This is a genomic window from Rhizobium sp. A37_96 (genome assembly GCF_053521765.1).
In genome coordinates this window covers 1-21,319 of record NZ_JBNWDS010000009.1, presented here as the reverse complement: position 1 = coordinate 21,319, position 21,319 = coordinate 1, and the positions used below count along the sequence as shown (strand labels likewise).

19 protein-coding genes, 1 tRNA gene and 3 pseudogenes are annotated in these 21,319 nt (G+C 57.7%); 10 read left to right on the top strand and 13 right to left on the bottom strand.

From position 1 onward, the window contains the following. Nucleotides 1–14: 14 nt before the first annotated feature. A complete protein-coding gene (locus ACQZ6J_RS21285; RefSeq protein WP_449085511.1) occupies nucleotides 15–764 on the bottom strand; it encodes a Crp/Fnr family transcriptional regulator in 750 nt (249 codons plus the stop codon). 134 nt (nucleotides 765–898) lie between these two features. On the opposite strand from ACQZ6J_RS21285, the gene ACQZ6J_RS21280 reads away from it, so the two are divergent. Continuing rightward, nucleotides 899–1,624, top strand: a complete 726-nt coding sequence (locus ACQZ6J_RS21280; RefSeq protein WP_449085510.1) for a response regulator — start codon at nucleotides 899–901, stop codon at nucleotides 1,622–1,624. A 369-nt stretch (nucleotides 1,625–1,993) separates the two neighbouring features. Next, nucleotides 1,994–2,683: a CBS domain-containing protein gene (locus ACQZ6J_RS21275; protein WP_449085509.1), complete on the top strand. Its 690-nt coding sequence runs from the start codon at nucleotides 1,994–1,996 to the stop codon at nucleotides 2,681–2,683. A 46-nt stretch (nucleotides 2,684–2,729) separates the two neighbouring features. Here the strand turns inward: ACQZ6J_RS21275 and ACQZ6J_RS21270 are convergent, their stop codons facing one another. The 9 genes from ACQZ6J_RS21270 to ACQZ6J_RS21230 all read right to left on the bottom strand — a co-directional run bounded on the left by ACQZ6J_RS21270 (nucleotide 2,730) and on the right by ACQZ6J_RS21230 (nucleotide 11,804). Then, nucleotides 2,730–2,915: a hypothetical protein gene (locus ACQZ6J_RS21270; protein ID WP_449085508.1), complete on the bottom strand. Its 186-nt coding sequence runs from the start codon at nucleotides 2,913–2,915 to the stop codon at nucleotides 2,730–2,732. Nucleotides 2,916–3,185: 270 nt separating this feature from the next. Then, nucleotides 3,186–4,022, bottom strand: a complete 837-nt coding sequence (locus ACQZ6J_RS21265) for a universal stress protein (RefSeq protein ID WP_449085507.1) — start codon at nucleotides 4,020–4,022, stop codon at nucleotides 3,186–3,188. 516 nt (nucleotides 4,023–4,538) lie between these two features. Then, nucleotides 4,539–6,197: a dihydroxyacetone kinase subunit DhaK gene (locus ACQZ6J_RS21260; protein WP_449085506.1), complete on the bottom strand. Its 1,659-nt coding sequence runs from the start codon at nucleotides 6,195–6,197 to the stop codon at nucleotides 4,539–4,541. A gap of 11 nt (nucleotides 6,198–6,208) precedes the next feature. Continuing rightward, nucleotides 6,209–7,204, bottom strand: coding sequence for an ABC transporter ATP-binding protein (locus ACQZ6J_RS21255; RefSeq protein ID WP_449085505.1), 996 nt, complete (start codon nucleotides 7,202–7,204; stop codon nucleotides 6,209–6,211). Further along, entirely contained in the window at nucleotides 7,197–8,294 is a 1,098-nt protein-coding gene (locus tag ACQZ6J_RS21250; RefSeq protein WP_449085504.1) for an ABC transporter ATP-binding protein, read from the bottom strand. Before ACQZ6J_RS21250 ends, ACQZ6J_RS21255 begins: the two co-directional genes overlap by 8 nt. Before the next feature lie 3 nt (nucleotides 8,295–8,297). Continuing rightward, nucleotides 8,298–8,486, bottom strand: coding sequence for a hypothetical protein (locus ACQZ6J_RS21245; protein ID WP_163993635.1), 189 nt, complete (start codon nucleotides 8,484–8,486; stop codon nucleotides 8,298–8,300). Further along, on the bottom strand, nucleotides 8,483–9,424 hold the full coding sequence (locus ACQZ6J_RS21240) for a carbohydrate ABC transporter permease (protein WP_449085503.1): 942 nt from the start codon (nucleotides 9,422–9,424) through the stop codon (nucleotides 8,483–8,485). The genes ACQZ6J_RS21245 and ACQZ6J_RS21240 overlap by 4 nt, the downstream gene beginning before the upstream one ends. After that, nucleotides 9,421–10,368 (bottom strand): carbohydrate ABC transporter permease, encoded by a 948-nt coding sequence (locus ACQZ6J_RS21235; RefSeq protein WP_163993631.1) that lies wholly within the window; start codon nucleotides 10,366–10,368, stop codon nucleotides 9,421–9,423. The genes ACQZ6J_RS21240 and ACQZ6J_RS21235 overlap by 4 nt, the downstream gene beginning before the upstream one ends. A gap of 101 nt (nucleotides 10,369–10,469) precedes the next feature. Continuing rightward, nucleotides 10,470–11,804 carry an ABC transporter substrate-binding protein gene (locus ACQZ6J_RS21230; protein ID WP_163993629.1) on the bottom strand — a complete coding sequence of 445 codons (1,335 nt, stop codon included), beginning with the start codon at nucleotides 11,802–11,804 and terminating at the stop codon, nucleotides 10,470–10,472. Nucleotides 11,805–12,064: 260 nt separating this feature from the next. Between ACQZ6J_RS21230 and ACQZ6J_RS21225 the strand changes: the two genes are divergently transcribed. From ACQZ6J_RS21225 to ACQZ6J_RS21200, 6 genes and pseudogenes are all read left to right on the top strand, one after another. Further along, the gene (locus ACQZ6J_RS21225) at nucleotides 12,065–13,087 is read left to right on the top strand and encodes a LacI family DNA-binding transcriptional regulator (protein WP_163993627.1); all 1,023 of its coding nucleotides are present in this window, start codon (nucleotides 12,065–12,067) and stop codon (nucleotides 13,085–13,087) included. Nucleotides 13,088–13,171: 84 nt separating this feature from the next. Continuing rightward, nucleotides 13,172–13,372: a hypothetical protein gene (locus ACQZ6J_RS21220; protein WP_163993625.1), complete on the top strand. Its 201-nt coding sequence runs from the start codon at nucleotides 13,172–13,174 to the stop codon at nucleotides 13,370–13,372. 92 nt (nucleotides 13,373–13,464) lie between these two features. Continuing rightward, entirely contained in the window at nucleotides 13,465–13,764 is a 300-nt protein-coding gene (locus tag ACQZ6J_RS21215) for a hypothetical protein (protein WP_163993623.1), read from the top strand. A 489-nt stretch (nucleotides 13,765–14,253) separates the two neighbouring features. Next, nucleotides 14,254–14,448: a hypothetical protein gene (locus ACQZ6J_RS21210; RefSeq protein WP_163993621.1), complete on the top strand. Its 195-nt coding sequence runs from the start codon at nucleotides 14,254–14,256 to the stop codon at nucleotides 14,446–14,448. Between the two features lie 727 nt (nucleotides 14,449–15,175). Continuing rightward, nucleotides 15,176–15,895: pseudogene (locus ACQZ6J_RS21205) on the top strand (IS630 family transposase); the annotation flags it as partial. Then, nucleotides 15,876–16,136, top strand: a complete 261-nt coding sequence (locus ACQZ6J_RS21200) for a transposase (RefSeq protein ID WP_449085647.1) — start codon at nucleotides 15,876–15,878, stop codon at nucleotides 16,134–16,136. The pseudogene ACQZ6J_RS21205 and the gene ACQZ6J_RS21200, both read left to right, overlap by 20 nt. Here ACQZ6J_RS21200 and ACQZ6J_RS21195 read toward each other — a convergent pair. Together ACQZ6J_RS21195 and ACQZ6J_RS21190 are read right to left on the bottom strand one after the other, a co-directional pair. Next, nucleotides 16,108–16,559, bottom strand: a pseudogene (locus ACQZ6J_RS21195) (sensor histidine kinase); the annotation flags it as partial. The gene ACQZ6J_RS21200 and the pseudogene ACQZ6J_RS21195 sit on opposite strands and share 29 nt — an antisense overlap. Then, nucleotides 16,559–16,798 (bottom strand): annotated as a pseudogene (locus tag ACQZ6J_RS21190) (alpha/beta fold hydrolase); the annotation flags it as partial. The pseudogenes ACQZ6J_RS21190 and ACQZ6J_RS21195, both read right to left, overlap by 1 nt. 181 nt (nucleotides 16,799–16,979) lie before the next feature. Between ACQZ6J_RS21190 and ACQZ6J_RS21185 the strand changes: the two are divergent. Both ACQZ6J_RS21185 and ACQZ6J_RS21180 read left to right on the top strand, forming a co-directional pair. Beyond that, nucleotides 16,980–17,870, top strand: a complete 891-nt coding sequence (locus ACQZ6J_RS21185; protein WP_449085502.1) for an alpha/beta fold hydrolase — start codon at nucleotides 16,980–16,982, stop codon at nucleotides 17,868–17,870. A gap of 566 nt (nucleotides 17,871–18,436) precedes the next feature. After that, nucleotides 18,437–20,410, top strand: a complete 1,974-nt coding sequence (locus ACQZ6J_RS21180; protein ID WP_449085501.1) for a hypothetical protein — start codon at nucleotides 18,437–18,439, stop codon at nucleotides 20,408–20,410. A gap of 813 nt (nucleotides 20,411–21,223) precedes the next feature. Here the strand turns inward: ACQZ6J_RS21180 and ACQZ6J_RS21175 are convergent. Beyond that, nucleotides 21,224–21,300, bottom strand: a tRNA-Met gene (locus tag ACQZ6J_RS21175). Between the last annotated feature and the right edge of the window lie 19 nt (nucleotides 21,301–21,319).

The following is a 21,319-nucleotide window of genomic DNA, read 5'->3' as shown; positions in this document are numbered from 1 at the left end:
TTCTTCATTCCGGATCAATGGCGATTGGCGCCAGCGTAAGCGATCTGACCGCGCTCGTCGCCAAAATATTCGCCATCACCGGAAAGCTGGACAAGCAGCCCGTATTTCATGATCCGTACGGCATGGCGGCCGGCCGGGCAGACAATGCCCTTTTGCGCGAGCTTCGTCATCGTGCGCGAGACGGTCTCGATCGTGAGACCGAGATAATCGGCGATGTCGAGCCTTGTCATCGGCAGATCGACAACGGCGTTGTATCCTCGCTCGCCGGGCTCGCACGGCATCTGCTTGAGAAGAAACGTGCAGACCCGCTCCTCGGCGCTCTTGCGCGACAAAAGCACCATCTGGTCCTGAGCGGCGGCCATTTCGTCGCAGAGCCGCGCAAAAACCTCGGGCCGCAGTTCCGGGCAGCTGGCAACTTCGGCCTCGAAAGCCTTGCGCGAGAAGCGACGTATGCGGGTATCGACGATTGCTTCGGCGCTATAGAGATAGTGGCTCTTCAGAGAGACGCCGACAATGTCGCCGCTATGCAGAAAGCCGGTGATGACGCGACGGCCGTCCGAGATGATCTTGAAGATGCGCAGGCTGCCCTCGACGACTTCGAAGAGGTGTTTTGCGATGTCGCCTTCGAAGAACAGCGTCTGGCCGGCGGCGAAATGTTCGACTGGCTGCTTTCTGAAAAGCGCCTGCAGATAATTCGGCTCCGGGCCGAGGAGCGCTGCGCTGGTGACTTCCCTCAGATGATGAATATTGTTCGCCTGCAGCATGACCGATCCTCTGTGTCGCCGATGACGACAGATGACCCGTTGCTGGTGACACCAGGATGCCGTGCGTGTTAAAGACGGTGCTGTTTGGTAACAGTCTGTAACAATGGCGGCTTGATACATTGACCGGATCGACGATGGCGGCACTCCAGCACGAAGCGCACCTGCTTGTCGTCGACGACGACCCGCGCATCCGCCAGATGTTGACGCGCTATTTCGAGGACGAAGGCTACACCGTTGCTTCGGCTTCGGACGGAAACGAAATGCGTGCCCGCCTGCGCCAGCAAAACTTCGATGCCATTCTGCTCGATCTTGTCCTGCCCGGCGGCGTGGACGGGCTTGATCTCGCCCGCGAAATTCGCACCACGTCGGACGTGCCGATCATGATGCTGACCGGCCGCGACGATGTCGTCGATCGCATCGTCGGGCTGGAGATCGGCGCTGACGACTATATCGCCAAGCCTTTTCACCTTCGCGAGGTCCATGCCCGCCTCAAGTCGATCCTGCGTCGCCGCCAGGCTCCCGCCCGGAGCACGGAACCGACCGCCGAGGACATCATCCGTTTCGAGGGATGGCGGCTGAACATCAGTCGGCGTCAAGTGCTCGATCCCCAGGGACAGGACGTCGGACTGACGACCGGAGAGTTCGAGATGCTGACGGCCCTCGTGCGCAACGCCGGAAGGGTGCTGACGCGCGAAGTCCTGATGGATCTCACCCGGGGACGCGACCTGGAAGCGTTCGACCGCACGATCGACGCCCAGATCGTAAGGCTGCGCCGCAAGATCGAGACGGATCCGAAGAAGCCGCAATTCATCAAGGCGGTACGCGGCGTCGGCTATGTCTTCACCGGAAAGCTCGACTGAGCGGGCCTTACCAGCTGCCGGGCGAGCCGTGATTGCATCCATTGAGAAATCGACGCCCGAACAGCGCCTCTCTTCCAGCGCCGACATCCCTCGTCGGCTCGTGCTTGGCGAGATCCCCGTCATCACCGAATGGATGGCATTTCAATCCCCTTATTTTCTTCTTGCCGGCCCGGTCGAGGACGCCCGACCTGAGGCGGCGATAGACCAGGCCGGACAGACAAACGCGGATTGGCCCATGCGGGTTCGTCAACGAGAGGATACCGCACCTTTCGTTGATCGTGATCAAAGTGAAAAGCCGTGTGCCCTCTATTCTGAGCCGAACATGCTGATCCCTATGGCATGGATTTACTCAAGAGGAGTACGCTCTACATGCTTGTTCACGCGATCATGACATCACCCGCGATAGCCGTCCGTCCCGAAACATCCGTCGCGGACGCGGCAAAGACGATGCTCGACAATCACATCAGCGGTCTTCCCGTCGTCGATGCGGACGGCGGGCTCGTCGGCATCGTCAGCGAAGGCGACTTGATCAGACGGACCGAACTCAAGACCGAACGCAAACGCTCCTGGCTGCTGGAGTTCCTGACAAGCCCCGGGAAGCTCGCGGACGAATATGTCTCGACGCATGGCCGCACCGTCGGGGAGGTCATGAGCTCCACCGTCGTCTCCGTAACCTCTGCAACGACCTTGCAGGAGGTGGTGGGACTGATGGAAAAGCATCACGTCAAACGCCTTCCCGTCGTCGCGCGCGGCAAACTGGTGGGTATCGTGTCCCGATCCGATCTTCTGAAAGCGCTCGCCGAACTGCTTCCCTCTCAGGCGGCCGGCGGCAAGGATCGGGAGATCGAGGCAGCAATCATAAACGAACTCGCAACGCAAAGCTGGAGCAGAAGCGGCTCCGTCCAGGTGAAGGTTACCGACGGCGTTGCCGAACTTTCCGGCAGCATCCTGGATGAGCGCGAGCGCCTGGCCGCGAAGGTCGCCGCGGAAAACGTCCCTGGCGTGCGCGCCGTCTTCGATAACCTCGTCTATATCGATCCCTACATCGGCATGATCTGAACGCAACCGCTTCGAGCGACATGGTGGCGCCTGAAACCCCACGGCGTCACCTGTCCGGGCCTCGTCCGATGCCGGCTATGGCAGCGGTACAGCGATATCGTGTGTTCTCCTCGACATTGCTGTTGCGTATCGGGCGAGGCAGGATTCTTGCGTGACAGGCGAGCGCATAGTTCGAGCCGAGAGACGCTGTCTCGAACAGCGCCATGCCGATCTCGATGCCAATCCCCATCATTGAAAATCATTGAAAGCGGAAAAAATCCGGCGCGCGTGAAGGCCGAAATCAAGCGCCGCTGCGCAGCCTGCGCACTGCCCGTTGCAGATATTCCGAGCGAAATTTCAGCAGGAAACGGTCGCTACGTCTGCTCCGATCCCGAATGATGCCAAGGCTGGCGGCGGCCCGCGCGGACCAGAGGTCACGTTTCGCGAGCCGCGCAAGCGTGATTCCATGATTGCTTGAGGTCGAATACGCCTCGGGAGACAAGCATGGTCGAAATTCGAATGCCTAGCGTCCCATCAAGATGGGCAGGTTCGCATGCTCGAGCATGCTGCGGGTTACGCCTCCCAGAATTCGCTCGCGCAACCGGGAGTGACCATAGCAACCCATGACGAGAAGATCCGCACCGATATCAATCGCATGCTGGCGCAGGACATCGTCGATCGGACGTCTGCCGCCGGCGATGATGTCGACCGCGACGTTGACCCCATGCCGCGCCAGATAGGCGGCAATGTCAGCACCCGGCTCTTCTCCCTGTCGTCCGGGCGAGGCGACCGGATCGACCATGGTTACATGCACCCGCTCGGCCCTGTTCAGCAGGCCAATCGACTGACGAACGACGCGGCCGGCATCATCGCCGGAATCCCAGGCCAGCAGGATTTTTCGAGGCGGCCATGCGAGCGGACTGCCCTGCGGAACGACCAGAGCCGGTGTCGGAGAGTGAAACAGCGCTCCGTCGACGATGAAACCGCGCAGGTTCTCATCGGACGCCATTCGTCCGCCGATCAGCGTGACATCGGCGTAAAGCGCGCGCTGCCCCAGAAGGTCCGAGGACCATGGAAAATCGCAGAAGAATTCCTCGACCTCGGAGGATATGCCGGCGACCGCGAGCTTTGCCTTGATGGCGGCGACCCTCGCGGTGAGTTCGGCCGTTTCGCGTTCCCGCTCGCTAACCCAGATGCTGGCGGACGTATCCCCATATCCGCTATAGGGAGGCATGGCGCCAAAGCCGAGGACAAGCAGAACGAGGTGCGCATTCGTCGCTTCGCAAAACGAGATGGCCGTCTGCAGATCGTCATCGTCGTGCCGAGCGGCTACGACACTTAAAACCGTTTTGTAGGACATGAAATGCAAGCTCCTGTGCCGGTAATGGACGACACAAGCCTAAGACATCGCGGCTCCCGTTCATTGATCGGCGTCAAGATTACTGCGGTTTTGACCATCAGTTACGCGATGTCGTTGTGGCAATCCTCCGTCTCGACAGGCGGACAAGAGACCATGCTGGGGTGAGCAGGCATCCCGATGCTAGGGCCGCGTTTGCGTTGTTGAAGATCCGGCTTGGATGCTGGGCGCACAATCCACGATTCGTCACTCCAAAAAAGCAGATGAGCCGCATCCGCGACCGGAAGATCCGCCGCCGCGATCACCACGCTTGCTATGTGCTCCGTGAATATTGCAATTTCCACTGTGCAAGGATGAGCGGGAGGCCCATGTCATTCCTGACGTCCATCGCCGAGATCAAGTCGTCAGGCGTGCACCAATCGCGTGCATGCCTGACGATGGATGGAACCTCTCTGATTTTTCTTGAATCGCGAAGGCGCTCTATCCCTTTGTTTTTACGCAGTTCCGGACGGAAAATCGCTATACACTTTTCCTGGAATTGCTCGAGGCTGCGTCGGTGCGTAGGGCAAGATACTCGAAAAGGCGAGCCACGGCTTCCGCGCCGGGATCGACATGACCCTCCAGCTGCTTCGCATTGATGTAGGCAGCGCGCCCCGCCTTGGCATGGACGAGCGTGGCGGTCAAATCGGCGCCCGCCCGGGCTGCTTTTGCCGCCTGGGCCAATCCGTCATCAAGTGCGTCGAGGGCGGGGGACAGAGCGTCCACCATGGTTCGATCCCCCAAACGTGCTCCACCGATCTCCTGCATCCGCAAAAGACCCGCGTTCAGCGCTTCGCGAATGGTCAGCCCGCTTGACGCGCCATCCCCGGCCGCGGCGAAGAAGATCGCGAGAAGTACGCCCGACGACCCGCCCATGGTCTGGCTGAGCTCCTGCCCCATGGCGCGGAAAAGCTGCGTGTGATCCGAAAGGGGAAGCCGATCGAGCGCCTCGATAAGCGCGCGGGCGGCACCGGCCAGCGTCGAACCGGTATCGCCATCGCCGGACTTCGCATCCAGTGCGTTCAGGTCCCGTTCCGCGTCAATGAGAAGATTGCAGCAATCCGTCAGGAACTGGCGGGTCGGTTCGTGCCTGGACGCCAGCGGGGCTATCGGCGTCAGGCCGTCCGGAAGGGAAAGGACGGCAACAGATTTGATGGCCGTCACGCCCGGCCATGCCGGAAGCGCGACCGGTCTGGACAAAAGCCCCAGCTCCGTCTTGTCGGCCGGAAAGACCGAGATCGAGAACCCCTTCATGTCGAGGGATGTCATCATCGCTGCCGGTCCGACAATGTGCGAGATCTTGCCCGCGATCGCCGATTGGACGAGTTCATGAACGATGACCGACATTTCGAGGATCGAGGTGCCGCCGAGATTGTTCACAAGGACGACATGAGGCCGGTCGTCCATCGTTGCGGCAAGGCGCTCGACCATCGCGGCGACTGCCGCTCTCGCACCGGAATACTCGATCTGCTCGACCCCGGCCTCGCCGTGAATGCCAAGGCCGATCTCGACGTGGCCTGCGGGAATGCGGTTTTCCTTCGGAGAACCCGGAACGGTGCAGGTGTCGAGCGACATTCCGATCGTGCTGGTGGCGGCAATGACGCGGCGCGCGGCTTCGGCGACGGACACAAGATCCGCGCCGCCTTCGGCCAAGGCGCCCGCGACTTTGTGAACGAAGAGCGTTCCCGCCACACCGCGCGGCTGCGGCAGGTCGGGCAGCGCAATGTCGTCGTCGACGATGACCATATCGACGTTCAATCCGTAAGCCCGGGCGCGCTCGGCCGCCAGACCGAAGTTCAGGCGATCGCCGGTATAGTTCTTGACGATGAGAAGGCAACCGGCCGGTCCGGTCACGGCCAAGATGCCGGCCAGGATCGCATCGACGCTGGGAGACGCGAATACATCGCCACAGACCGCCGCCGTCAGCATCCCCCTGCCGACGAAGCCGACATGGGCGGGCTCGTGCCCGGAGCCGCCTCCCGAGACGATCGCAACCTTGCTCTTGTCCCAATCCGAACGGACGACGACGCGGATATGCGGATAACCGTCGAGACGGCTGAGCGCGCCGCCGGATGCAGCGAGAAGACCGTCGATTGCTTCGGTGACGGCGTTTTCCTTGCTGTTGAGAAATTGTGACATTCTCGCCTCCCTTAAACTAAGCGCATGCCGTCCGCGTCGAAGTAGAGCGGCTTGTTTGGCTGGATTTTAATGGCATCGCCACCCTTCAGCCCGGTATGGGCGTCGGTGACGGTGATTAGAGTGTGTTCCTTGAACGAAAGATGCAGGCGCGTCTGGTCGCCCAGATGCTCCACTCGCGTAACCGTGGCCTCCTGTCCATCACCTTGATCGATATGTTCCGGGCGCAGGCCTATCGACCTGGCCTTGGCCGGCGCGCCCGGGAAAAGCTCGGCGGGAACGACATTGATGCGTGGCTGCCCGAGGCGCGTGGCTGCATAGATACTGACCGGTTGTTCGTAGATTTCGCGCGATGGGCCGAACTGGACAAGCTTGCCTTCGTGAAGAACGCCGACATGCGTTGCCATCGTCATCGCCTCGACCTGGTCATGGGTGACATAAAGCAGCGTCGCGCCGGATCTGGTCTGAATGCTTTTGAGTTCGACGCGCAGATCCGCGCGAAGCTTCGCATCAAGTGAGCTCAGCGGTTCATCCATCAGATAGATCTGCGGATTTCTTACCAGCGCGCGTCCGATCGACACGCGCTGCATCTCGCCGCCCGAAAGCGCCGTCGCCTTGTTCTCGAGCTTGTGAGAGATCTGGAGGATTTCCGCGATCGCATTGACCTTCTCGTCGATCATGCGCTGTGGTGTCTTCAGCAACGGCGACCTCAGGGGAAATTCCAGGTTCTGGCGTACCGACAGATGCGGATAGAGCGAATATTGCTGGAACACCATTGCAACGTTGCGCTGCGCAGGCGTCAGCCCGCGCATGGACCGGCCGCCAATCATCACCTCCCCGGCATCGGGATGATCGAGCCCCGACACCATCCGCAAGGTCGTCGTCTTGCCAGCGCCTGTCGGACCCAGGAGGACGACGAACGCCCCGTCGGGCACGATCATCGAAACCCCGTCGAGTGCCATGTGGCCGGCGAAGGATTTTGTGATGTTTTTCAGTATGACCTCAGCCACGGTTCAACACCTCCTCGTTAGCCTCGGAAACAAGCGCGTTTCCGGTCGCGGAGTCAAAGATCGTCAGGTTTCTGGAATCGAAATCCAGGCCGATCAATTCTCCGACATGTGCGGATTGGTTTGAAGGGGTCCGGGCCTTGATCTCACCATGCGCGGTCTCGATCGTGACGATCTGCGTCGTGCCGAGATATTCGACGGCGATAACCCGGCCTCTGTAAGCAGAGCTGTCCTTGAAGCGGATATGCTCGGGCCTGATACCCAGCGCCAGCTTGCCGAGCCCGTCGTCACGAGACATCGGCACCTTTACCATGTGCCCGGAGAGGCTGACATGGTCGCTGCCGGCTTTGACCGAGCCTTCGAACTCCAGGAAATTCATCGGTGGCGAGCCGATGAATTTCGCGACGAACTTCGTCGCCGGCCAGTCGTAGATCTGCTGCGGTTTGCCGAATTGTTCAACGACCCCGTGGTTCATCACCACGATCTTGTCGCCCATCTGCATGGCCTCCAGCTGGTCATGGGTTACATAGACCGTGGTGGCGCCCATGCGATCGTGCAGAGCCCGCAATTCTTCCGCCATATGTTCCCTGAACTCGGCGTCGAGGGCGCCCAGCGGCTCATCCATGAAGAAGGCTTTTGGGTTGCGAACGATGGCGCGTCCAAGCGCGACGCGTTGCCGGTCACCACCGGAAAGGCCGCCGACCGGCTTGTCGAGAATGGTTTCGATCCTCAGGATCTTTGCAACCTCCGCGACACGCGCTGCGACCTCGGCCTTTCTCATGCCTTGGCTCACCAGGGGATAGGAAATATTCCTGCGCACATTCATATGCGGGTAGAGAGCGAACATCTGGAAGACGAAGGCGATGTCGCGCTCGCTCGCCCGCTTCATCCCCACCTCTTCACCGCCGATGTAGATTTTCCCGCTGGTTGGAAGTTCGAGACCGGCCATCATCCGCAGGGTGGTCGTCTTCCCGCACCCGGACGGACCGAGAAGCATGAAGAACTCACCATCCTCGACCGTGAAAGTGGAAGACTTTACCGCGTTGAACTCCCCGAAATCCTTGCGCACATTCTCAATTCTGATCTGTGCCATGGTTCACTCCGGAAAATGGCTGACGATGATGAACATCACGGTTCCAACCAGCGTCACGAGGAAAGAGTACGAGTAAAGCGATAGCGACAGGGGCTGCATCAGCATGACCACACCGAGCGCAATCAGGACCGACGCCAGCATCTCCCATGCGTCGCGCCGCAGGCGTAACAGGCGATTGAGAAACGTCGTCATTTGCGGACCGCTCCGAAGGTTATGCCACGCAAGAGATGTTTACGGAGCAGGATCGTGAAAACCATGACCGGGACCAGGAAGATGGTTGCACCGGCCGCGACCGCCGGCCAGTCCTGGCCGCTGACGCCGATGATTGTCGGTATGAAGGGCGGCGCCGTTTGTGCATTGCCGGAGGTAAGCAGCACCGCAAACGCGTATTCATTCCAGGCGAAGATCAGGCAGAAGATCGCCGTTGACGCGATGCCGGTGACGGCTTGAGGCAAGACGACCTTGTAGAAGGCCTGGAAGCGCGTGTAGCCGTCGATGAGGGCGGCCTCCTCGTATTCGATCGGGATTTCGTCGATGAAACCCTTGAGCAGCCACACGGAAAGAGACAGGTTGACCGCCGTATAGAGCAGGATCATGCCGGCATGCGTGTCGCTGAGACCAAGCGATCGGAACATCAGGAAGATCGGGATCGCGACCGCGATCGGCGGCATCATGCGGGTCGATAGAATGAAAAATAGCAGGTCGTCCTTCAACGGCACCTTGAAGCGGGAGAAGGCGTAGGCCGCCGCCGTGCCGAGCACGATGCACAGCACTGTCGAGCCGAAGCCGATGATAACGGAATTGTAGAACCGTTCGGCAAAGCGCGACGCGCCGGTAATAATGACGCCGTCCTTGCGAACCAGCTTGTCGTACCAGGTCGTCGGCTCGCCGAGCGCCTTCATCTGGTCCGCGGGCACGCGGGTACGGGTGGTGAAAAGATTGACATATCCCTCAACCGTCGGCTGGAAGACTAGTTTCGGTGGATAGGCAATTGCATCGGCCGGCGATTTAAATCCGGTCGCAATGATCCAGAACAGGGGGAGAAGTGTGATGACCGAATAGAGAACGACCAGAGTACCGGCAAACCACTTCTGACGTCCCGACGGCTCGGTTACGGAATAGCTGCTCATCGTTGTTTGACCTTGTTCAGGGCTTTGACGTAGATCGACGCGAGGCCGAACACGGTGACGAAAAGAATGACGGCATAGGCGGATGCGTAGCCGGTGCGCCATTGCTCGAAAGCGGCACGCTTCAGGTTGATGGACGTCAGTTCGGTGATCGATCCCGGGCCGCCGCCGGTCAGCTGGACGACGAGGTCGAACATCTTGAAATTCTCGATGCCGCGGAAAAGGACAGCCAGCATCAGGAACGGCAGCACCATCGGGATGGTGATGGTCCAGAATTGGCGCCACTTGCTCGCCCGGTCGCATTCGGCAGCCTCGTAGATGCTGTTTGGAATGGAGCGCAGGCCCGCAAGGCAAATCAGCATCACGAAAGGCGTCCACATCCATGTGTCCACGATGACGATCGCCCAGGGCGCCAGCGACGTGCTCGCAATCATCGAGAAGCTGGAGGGATCGCTCCCGATCAGGAAGCCGACCACATAATTGAAGAGACCGATTTGGGGCTGGTAGAGAAAGGTCCAGAAGTTGCCGACGACGGCGGGACTGAGCATCATCGGAAGCACGATGATCGTCGTCCAGAGGTCGTTGCCGCGGAACTTCTTGTTGATGAGGTAGGCCAGCGAGAAGCCGATCAGCACCTGCAGGACGATGGTCCAGATCAGAAAATGGGCGGTCGCCTGCATGCTCTGCCAGATATCGCTGTCCGTCAGGATGTTGATGTAGTTCCTGAAGCCCACAAACTGTATCGGTTCATTGGGCCGGTTTACCCGGAAATTGGTGAAGCTGAGCCGAACCGTCCAGATCAGTGGAAAGATGTTGATGGCGAGCAGCAAGACGATCGACGGCGCGACGAAGAGCCAGGCTATGGCGCGATCAGACAGACCTCTGACGCGCGCCGCGATTGCAGGCGGAGTCGCACTGGCGATCCGATCGATCGGTGAGTGGAGCATATCCGTCTCCTTGGCATGAAGATGATAATGGGCAGGGCCGGCTCGATCCACATGGCCGGCCCTGCGCGACGCTCACGGCCAAGATCTAGCCGATGTCGGCGTCAGTATTTGCCATCGTCCTCGAAGACGGCCTTCCAATCCTTCACAAGCCCGTCGAGCGCGTCTTTTGCGCTGCCCTGGTTTGCAACCACATAGTCATGGAAACGCTTCTGCGATGCCTGCAAGAGGGACGCGTAGGACGGCTCGGCCCAGAAATCCTCGACAATCGCCATGGAATCCAGGAACGGCTTGGCATAGGGCTGGCTGGTGGGGAAGCTCGGGTCGTCAACGACCGCCTTCAAGGCCGAGTAGCCTCCGAGCTTCCACCATTTCTGCTGGATTTCGGGCTGCCCGAACCATTTTATGTAGGCAAGCGCCTCTGCCTGCTTGTCGGAAGCCGCCACCACGGAAATACCCTGCCCCCCCAGCTGAGCGAACTGCGCGCCATTGGGGCCGGCAGGGTTCAGGAAGTAGCCGGTCTTGTCGCCGCCGACATTCGCGTCAGCATTGATGCCCGGCCAAGTGAAGGTGAAGTTCATCTGCAGGGCGACCTGGCCGGACTTGTAGGCATCAACGTCTTCGGTCATGTAGGCGTCGGAATGACCGGGCGGCGTGCAGCAATCGTAGAGTTTCTTGTATTCTTCGAGACCCGCGACCGCTCCGGCCGAATTTACGAAGCCTTCGAGATCGTAGGGCTTCTTCGGATTCTGATACTGGAAGCCGTAGCTGTAGAGCGCATTCATGGCGCCCATGGTGATGCCTTCGGAGCCGCGCTCCGTGTAAATGGCAGCCCCGTAGATCTTCTTGCCGTCGATCACGCGGCCCTGGAAGAACTGCGCGATATCCGTCAGCTCATCCCAGGTCTTCGGAACGGCGAGATCGCGGTTGTACTTCTTCTTGAATTCGGCCTGCAGTTCAGGGCGCGAAAACCAGTCCTTGCGATAGGTCCATCCGACGACGTCTGCGAATGCCGGCATTGCCCAGTAGTTCGGCGTGTTCTTCGGCCACTCGGCATATCCGACAACGGTCGCGGGGATGAAATCGTCCATCTTGATTCCTTGCTTGTCGAAGAAATCATTGAGCTTGATGTATTGTCCGTTTTCCGCCGCGCCGCCGATCCACTGGCTGTCGCCGATCATCAGGTCGCAAAGCTTGCCGCTGGAGTTCAGCTCGTTCAGCATGCGGTCCGCGAAATTCGGCCATGGAACGAACTCGTAGTGCATCTTGTTGCCGGTCTTGCTCTCGAAATCCTTGCTAAGCTCCACGAGCGCATTCGCTGGATCCCATGCCGCCCAGCACAGCGTGAGGTCGGCGGCCTGCGCATGTGAAGCCATGGCTCCGGACACGGCAATATATATCCCGGCAGCAAGTGCCGAGCTCATCAAAAGAGACTTCATAATCGGTATCCTCCCGTTAAACCTCTCGACCTCCATCGAGAGGGGCAAATCAAAGCGCCACGGCGAGAGGCGCTGCAAAACGCATCTCAGGCCCGGTTCCTCGACTTTCTTTCAGGTCTGGCACTCAGGCGACCGTGGCAAAGAGATAACTGAGGTGCGCACCTCAATGCAAGCTTTTTTTGAGGTGCGCACATCAATTCTTGCGTTTTTTCCATTTTTAGGAGAAAGGTCAGCTATTCAAATCGTGATTGGGAGCCCTCATGCGGCCTACAGCAAAAGATCTTGCAGAAGCCGCCGGCGTCAGTCTCGCCACTGTCGATCGGGTATTGAACGAGCGCCCGAACGTGAGCAAGAAGGCCGTTCGAAGCGTCCACGAAGCCATTGAACGCATTGGCTTTATTCGCAACCCGGCGGCTGTCAGCCTGGCGCGCAACAAGAGCTATCGGTTCAGGTTCATCCTGCCCAAGTCTGGGGACCTGTATCTTCGGGAACTGTTACGGCGCGTGGAGGATTTGAGGACGGCCCTGAAGGCTGACCTGACGGATATCGACTATGCTCAAATCCAGACGGAGGATGCCCACGGCGTCGCGAAATACCTTGCCGGAATAGGCGAAGACGAGGTCGACGGCGTGGCGCTGATGGCGCCGGAGTCGCCTCAAGTACGCGATGCTTTGGCACGGCTTCTCGAAAGAGGCATCAAGGTCGTAAAATTTCTGTCTGGCCAGGAGAAACTCACCGCCGCCGATTTCGTCGGTGTCGACAACTTCGCGGCCGGCGCAACAGCCGGAAAGTTGATCGGCACGTTTGCCAGCGGAATGCCGGGCAAGGTGATGGTTGTTGCGGACACGATGCAATCACTGGACAGCATACAGCGCCGGCACGGCTTTGATACGATAATAAATGAACAATTTCATTTCCTTAAGTCTCTCCCTTCGGTGGAGACGCATGCGGACGAGCGACGGGCAAATCAGGTCATTGCCCGGGTGCTCGAAAACAACAGCGGTGTCACCGCCGTTTACGTTCTAAGTTCCGAAGCGCGCGTTCCCCTTATGGCAATCGCCGCGAACACCGATCTTGAAAAACTCGCGGTGGTGGTTCACGAGCGCACGCCTTTCAGCGAGGAGGCGCTGCGCGACAACCGTATCGACGCTGTTATCGCGCAGGATCCTGGCCATGCCGTGCGGAGCGCGATCCGCATCATGCGGGCTCGCGCGGACGCGCGGGAACCTCTGGCTGAGCAGGAGCGGATAAGGATCGAAATCCTTCTCAAGGAAAACCTGTAAGACCGCCATGATTGACCGGCTGGAAACAGCCATTGAGTTGCGCCCCTCAACTCGTTGACTGTTCAAGTGACCGCCGATCGGGCCTTGTCGCCGCATCGCGCAGCCGGACTTGAAGGTGAAATCGCCGTGCTACGCTATATCGACAAAGAGAAGCTCGCCCGTTTCTACGGACGCGCGACCCTGGAGCAGTTGCGCTACGAAACAAGTGCAAGCGGCGATGTCACAGGCGTGCTGGCGCGTCCCTTGGACTGCTCAATTCGCGCTGGACTCTTGCCCGCCAATTGATACGATCAATCCGTCGCCGCTACTCCATCCTATGCGCGGTGGCGACCGAGGGCCTGTATGAGCTCCCGCCTGCAAGGATAGGAGGAGTGAACATGCCCCTTCCACGCCGCTCGGACCTGCCGCAAGATCCTCAACTTCGCGCCCTTCTTCGCCAGTGGGCCAGTAAATTTGTCGATTCGGATGCGGCTATAGATCGCGTCGTTCAGCGAACCATCAACGTCATTTGCGACAGTCCCGATCTTTTAGACGGCGCTCGAATGAATGAGGCTCTTTTTGCCCTCCTGCGCCGATACGCTTTTGACGAAAACGATTTGAGAGCGAGCCGGCAGGCTACGGACATAATACCGGATTTCGTCCCCGCATTGGATAAAGAGAATACGGAGCCGAAATAACGCCACCGATGGTTATCATCATAAGCTTTGCTCCAAGCCTTCTTTAGCTGAAACGGCTCCGAAAGATGGGACGGTTTTCCGTTTATACCCTCTTCAGTTAGGATTGTTCACCATCTCTACCCATTATCGGGAGCGGCTGGATTGTAGTCTGCCTGACTTTAAAGCGTCCTCAGGCACCGTGAAAGCAGCATCCGAAATTGCCGGATAGCTGACCAGAGACCGATTTTCCGAATACCTCTTGCACATCCGCTGAACGCCGATCAATCTGGCGAGCGCGCTGCGATACCCCCTGTCATGGGTGGAGGCGCTTGGCGCATGGAATGTCGCAGTGCCGGCCGGATTGGCAGCGTGGCTCGAAGCTCCCGCCCAATGCAATGAGGCGGCCGGCGAGCCAACCACCTATCGCGGCAAGGACACGAGTAATTTCGATGGGGCAAACGAGCCAGCTTGAGAACGTCAGATAGCTGGCCTCAAACGGAGGGATCTGAGATGAATGATGATTTTCGCTTGAAGCTCATCAGAATTAGAGAAGAGAAGCTCGCCCATCGCAACGAGTTGCTGGAGCTGAAAATGCGGACTGCAACTGCGAAGGAGCCTACCGGGGATATCGACATCGACCGCATGATCGCCCACGAACAATTGGCAATCGACAACCTCGACGACGCGATTGCCCGCCTCAACTAAAAGGCGTTGGCTTGTCGAGTTATTGTCGGCACGTCTTTGGTGTCTTGTTCTTTGTTTTTGGCGATTTGTTTAGTTGTGATGCGTTGGTGGTGAGGTTTGGAGCGCGGAGCTAGATCGCCTGGGCAGGTGAAGTCTTGGCGCGAGTGCTATTGTATTGGTGGATTGGAAAGGATTGGTTGCGGGGACTCGCCACACCCGATTCCTGCGATTGGTTGAGCGGACTGTTCCTCGACTGGCGGCATAAGTTAAACACTGTCCTCTAAAGGCGGGGACCACACGTTCGAATCGCGTCCGGCGCGCCAAATCTTCGCCAGATCACGCCATAGCGTTCAGTACGAGCCCGAGGTACTCCAGACTGCGATCATCATTTTCGGTTTTGCTCTAAGCAATCGCATGCTTCGCAACGGTGATAATCGGAGCGTGTAACCGGCGTTCGGGTTCAAAACGGCAATAGGCGATCAACACGTCCCGACTGAATGGAATAAAGTTTCGGCCAGTCGAGTGGACACATGACGCGGTCTACCGACGCCGACGCTGCCAACTTTTCGCGGCTTGGCGACGCCCCGCGGCATAGCTGACTTTCGTTACGGGGGTAACGTAAGCTTCATAAGCTGAAACAATCGGGCAGCCTCTATCGCCAAATCTAAAGCGTGTCGCAACTGACCGGATTCAGGATTCCCATTTGGCCTGATCTGTGATTCACTTTGCTCATGGAAGGAGATGCACCATGGGCAAGCCGCATCCCATCGAGTTGCGTGAGCGTGTCGTTGCCTTTGTGAATGAAGGACATAGCAATCGCGAAGCGGCTCGGCATTTCCTGGTTTCGCCTCGGTTCGTCAACAACATGATGATGCTGCATCGGTCATCCGAATCTCTGACCGCCGCCAGGCAGGGCCACCCGCCTGGTGGTGCGAAGCTTCTGGCTCATGCTGATTGGGTCCGCGAGCGGATGTCCGTCCGTGGCGAAACGACTTTGGACGAACTGTGCGTTGCGCTCGCGGAACGCGGCATTGAAGTCCACCGCGCCACGGTCGGACGGTTTCTGCACCGGCTCGGGTTGAGCAATAAAAAAAGCCTCAAGGCAAGCAAGCAGCGCAGACCGGAGAGCGCCAGGGCGCGTGACCTTTGGATCAATCGCCGAAAGCGGTTCTTCAACAAGGCCTTGTCGCGGCTCATCTTTATCGATGAGACCTCAACGAACACACGCCTGACGAAACGCACTGGATGGTCTGAAAAAGGCAGGCGCTTTGCCGCCTATGCCCCCTTCGGGAAATGGAAGACACAGACCTTCATTGCCGGACTGCGCTGCCATGGCCTGACCGCGCCATGGATCGTCGATGCTCCGATGAGCAGCCGCATCTTCGAAACCTGGATCGAAACACAGCTTGTGCCGACACTGTCGGTCGGCGATATCGTCATCCTCGACCATGTCGGCTTCCACAAAAGCCAGAGGGCCGAGCAACTGGTCAAGGCGAAGGGCGCATGGCGCATGGCTCCTCTTCCTGCCGCCCTATTCGCCGGACCTGAACCCAATCGAGATGGCCTTCTCAAAACCCAAGGCGCCTCTGCGAAAGCGAGCCGCACGCAGCTTCGATGCCATCACCAAAGCCCTTGGCGATATCATCAGCCTCTTCTCCATCAACGAATGCAGGAACTTCTTCAAGGCTGCCGGCTATGAGGCTGAATAAATGCGACACGCTTTAGATCCCCGCCGACTGAACGTGCGAGTTGCTGGGCGATCGCCAGTCCAAGGCCCGTTCCACCCGTGTCGCGATTCCGGGACTGTTCCAATCTGAAGAATGGCTGGAACGCGCGCCCCAGGGATGCTCCGGAATCCCCGGCCCTCGATCAATAACCCGGATTAAAAGCGTGCCTCCGCCACCTCGTTCGATCGCCAGTTCCGCTTGCCCGGCAAATTTCAAGGCGTTGTCGATCAGGTTGGGCAAAATGCGCCGCAGTGCATAAGGGCGTGTTGCCAAAGTCCAATCAGACGAAGTCGTCAAAGTCACCTGGGCACCTGTATCTTGGTAGTCATAGGCAAGGCTTTCCACGAACGAGCGGATGTCAATTTGAGTTATTCTTTCCGGACTGCCATGCGCACTTTTCGCGTAGCGGCCTGCTGACCGTTTCTCGCCGTTTTGCTGGAGAGGAATTTGGTCCCGCCATAGCCGCGAAAATAAGGAACGATCACGCGATAACCCGCGGCAGCCAGCAAGGGCGTCACCTCGGCATAGCTATAGATGTCATAAGGCCAGCCGTGGAGAAGAAGGACGGGCGTGTCGTCAGCGGGTCCATCCTCGGCATATTCCACATCGACTACGCCTGCATGGATATGTTTTATCGTAGCAAATGCCTTGGCTCCGGCGGGTGCATCCCAGAGCAAACGGCGCCCCTGTCGGCAACGAGGCCATTGTCGGTCTCGAAAGAGTTGGCATTACATTTGAAGCTCATGGGATCGTTTTTGAAAGCTATATTCTACTGAACCCGGCAAGTATCCAGCTCGCGCATTTGAACGCGAAGGAGACTGCATCTTGCACGCAACGGTGAACGGCACCGAACTCTATTTCGATATGGAGAGAAGTGCGCTGACAACAGGTATCGATGGCCATCTGTCCGAACTGCCAACGATCATCGCACTTCATGGCGGACTTGGGTTTGATCACGGGTACCTCAGGGACGGCGTCGGCAAACTCGCAGATATCGCCCAGGTCGTATATGTTGATCTGCGAGGGCAAGGTCGCTCGGCACGTCCACCCCTCGAAACCGCAACGCTTGAACAGATGGCAGACGACGTTGCAGTTCTTTCAGCCCAGTTGCGGCTGCGCAAACCGTTCGTGCTCGGACATTCTGCAGGCGGGTTTGTAGCATTGCAAATGGCGTTGCGGTATCCGACCCGACTGGGCGGATTGATACTCTCGGGAAGCTCGCCTACGGTCGCTCCTATTCAGGACGAGCCTGGGATGTCAGCTCCGTCTCTCGCGGCACGCGCGTCCCCCGAAGCCCTGGAGGCCGCTGGAAGAGTCTTTTCGGGCGAAATCACAGCGGAAACGATTGAAGCATTCTTTAGGCTCGTCGGACCATATTATGCGGCCCCGGCAAATATGGACCTTGTCAGACGCCTCCTGGCGGCGACCAAACCAGACGTCAAAATGATGCGCCACTTCATGACGGTGATTGCTTCAGGGTACGACCTCCGGGAAGCTTTGACAAATATTGCCGTCCCTGCCCTCATTTTAGTGGGAGCACATGATTGGGTCTGCCCGCCGCGCGCCAGTCGCGCGATGAATAGGCTGATAGCGAACAGCAAGCTGGTTGAATTTGAGCACTCGGGCCACTTCGTGTTCTCCGAGGAGCCACGGAAATTTCACGATGTCGTCGCCCAGTTTCTCCATAGCCATTTGAACGCAATCGAAAAAAGTTAAGCTTGTGAGCCGGTTGGAACGATCGGAAGAAGTGTCCGACCCAGCATCGAGCATCACGAATTGCTTAATGCCAGCGTTGAACGACCGAGATGAGGCGCATAGCCGCTCGATCGCAATCTTTGGAATTGAGTAAGTTACGTTGTCACGTGCGGCCCACTGCGCGGGGCCGCACGCGCTCAGATCTCAGTGTGCTCAGCTGGCGTCATATCCGGCGTTTGCGAATTATTCCGGCTTCTTAAAATGCACCCCAACCCATCCCCCGTTGGCGGGGATAAATTCGACTCCCGCCTCCTCGAAGACAGCTTTGACTACTCCGATCGTCGTGTCGTTAAGTTGTTTGCCCTAATCAAATGACAACCAGCTTTTTGTCCACACCGAATGCGAGTGACGCGCATAGGTGGGGCGGCCATCATGCTCGTTGCAGGCACCGTGCGAAGATGCTGATCGCGCATTCTTCTAATACGCCTACCAGAGATATACCTCAACGCAACTAATCATAATTGATGGGGGACGGCTCCCTATATTCGATATATTTTGAGAGGCCCAGTTATAAGGGGGACGCCTCTATGAGAGCCTTTGTAGCTATTGCATCGATTCTTATTATGCTGCTTTCTGTGGGATCAGCAACAGCCGCCCCGCCTCCCGGATATTCTCTTTGCATCTACGATGACTGGATACGCGGATACTGCGAGCTTTTTACCAGAATGCCATTGCAGGCCCTGCTGCATCCAAACAAGACATGCAGTGAAGAGGACCTGAATGCCGGGCAATGCATTCTAAGAAGTGAACTTAGAAATAGGGTTCGGCATCATACTTGCCGGGAAGATTCAGTTCTTGCGGGTTTGGATCCTGATAAATGCGGGCCACTTTCCGAAGCCGACAAGCGGCTCCTGGCCAAAAGAAAACTGGCAGCCGGGGGCACTCAAAAGCAAGTAGCAGCAGATCACGCCAAATCCGGCAGTCAGGCTCTGCCGTCAGCTAACGCGCCATCAGCCACGCCGATTGACCCGACGGACCTCAACCAAAGAATGGAGCTCTGGAGAAAGCAGGTAAAATTCTGCGACACCGAGGGGCACGTTGTGCCGCAATCGAATGGAGCTTTTCCCACAAAGGTGGATGATGACGAGACGAAGTATAAGGAGCCGGAACCATGCGATGACGGCGATATGCTGCTCTTCAATGGCTTGCTATGTGCGGTTGGGGAAGACGTGGGGTGCGATGCGGTTCGTGACTCCCAGAATCCGGCGACAGGTCAATGGTGGCGTTCGCCTGCCATTATGAAACGAGGCCAGGATAAAGCAGATCAGCCCAACCTGAACTCTGACCAAGTATTGGGCCTCCTCCTTTATGTTCTTCAAACTCATGATGGCACCAGGTTTCGAAAGTGGATTGAATGGATCAGACCCATGGGAATTCCCAAGAGGTTCTGTTCGCTTCGTGATGATGGTGTCAACAATTGCCTATTTAAGCCTGAGGATTGCTCGCTCATCTTTCTTGTTGGATCGACTGTCGGCGAGCAGGCGGCGGCGGCGTCTATATGCCCACCAGGCGATATTCTTGCAAATCTTCTGCCAATTCCGCCAATACCCAGCGTCGACAACGTTTTCTCCGCTTATGATCACCTGGTGGCGGATTACAATGCGTACAACTCCGGCATAAATAACCTGCAAAAGCTGATCGGCTTGGATATTGTACCGCCTGATCCCCTTCCGCCAATGCCGACCTTGTCCAATACGCGGGCACAAGCAAAAAGCCTTGCTGACGGGTTACAGAACCTTCAGGATTTACTGGTTCCGACTGACATGGGCGAGAAGGCGGCAGCATATTTTTTTTCGTCGCTAAATGTTACCGCAAACGCGTTGGTGGCGGGAGCTGGTCAGGGCGGCGGGAAGGCACCCTCTGCCCGTCACCTTGCCGCAACAGCAATATTTCTACTGAAAAAATATCAGGTAACCGATCCCGGCCTGGACGGTGCCGCCCTCAAGCTCGCGTCGCAGGCACCGGACAACGCCTATTTCGCCTATCTTGCGCAGGGCCACACCGCCAAAGTCGAAGCCATGATTCGAGATGCATGTCCTTATGATCCCGCCTCCACTACAGCACGGTACCAGTGGGTTTGGGAAAGAGACGTGAGCGTCGATGCAGGCAAGCAATCCATGTTCTGGGACTGCATATTTGCTGCGGATTTGGTCCTTCATGGCGTCAACCCTCCAGCCGGTCTGATGGGAAGTCAGATAACCGATTTCCTCCCGGGACTATTGCGAAGCTGGAGTAATTTCAAAAGCGGATTGGATGATCTTACAAACGTTATCAAGACGTTGCTGGATGAAAACGGCCGCCTTAAAGATGTTGTTGCTTCTTTGAAACAGCAACTTGATCATCTCCGGAGTATGGTCGGGGCTGTCGCGGATAAATCGATTCCAAAGGTCGATAAAAACGGGATCACGATCCCGCCTCCCCCAGGCACTATCGGTCCGACCGTATCGATTCAGAAAAATGGCAATGTTCATGTCAGCATTGGAGGGCACAAGCTATTTTGACGATAGCTTAATGAGGATCAATCTAGGTCTCCGCGGCCGGCAATCTGTATTGGCCTAACACTCTCTTTGTGAAGAAGACGCATTTGAACGAATTCCAAATGGACGCGGCGGAGAGCGTTACCTGGCGCAGTCATGGTGACTAAAGCCGTTGCGTTTGCTTACCGCTCCGTCGTCCGAATACGAGCTCTTCACGAAGAAGCATAGTTGAGGCACTGGCGGTAGAAGCCCAGTATGTCTTCGATACCATAAAGACCGATGATTGGTTTCCCGCCCTGATTCGAGACGCGACCATTCACGTCGTTTTGGTCGCCTTCGCGATTGACATCGCGACCTCATCGGTAGGGTCTATCCTTGCATAGCTGACCAGCGCACGGTAGCCGATATACCGATCCGCAATAGGAGCACGAATAGCCGGCGAGAAAATCGATTAGATCGCCTATTGTTCGCGATGTCAGGCAATATCCTGGCCAGCACCAGCACACGCAATTACGACGGCCTGCGAAACAAGCACTTCCATACGACCTTTTTCTAAAACCTCGCCAAGCCAGTAAGACTTCGCAGCATCCAGAGACTTTGTCTGCTCTATCCGCTCATAATTGGCGCTTTCGGCCTGTCAGAGATGCGACATTGAACTGCCGCCGCATCATATATCCCGCAGGCACGCCGCAAGATCCGCGCAAACGTGCGCCCCGCTTTGCACCTGTTGGTTTTGGAATTTGTGTTTTGGGCTGGGGATTTAGCCCTATTGATCGTAGCACTTTAGCGCACTGGATCGCAGTTTTAGGCTATTTTTGGATAGTGTAGCGTTGGATTTGGTTGCGGGGGCAGGATTTGAACCTGCGGCCTTCAGGTTATGAGCCTGACGAGCTACCGGGCTGCTCCACCCCGCGTTACCAACATAAACCCGAA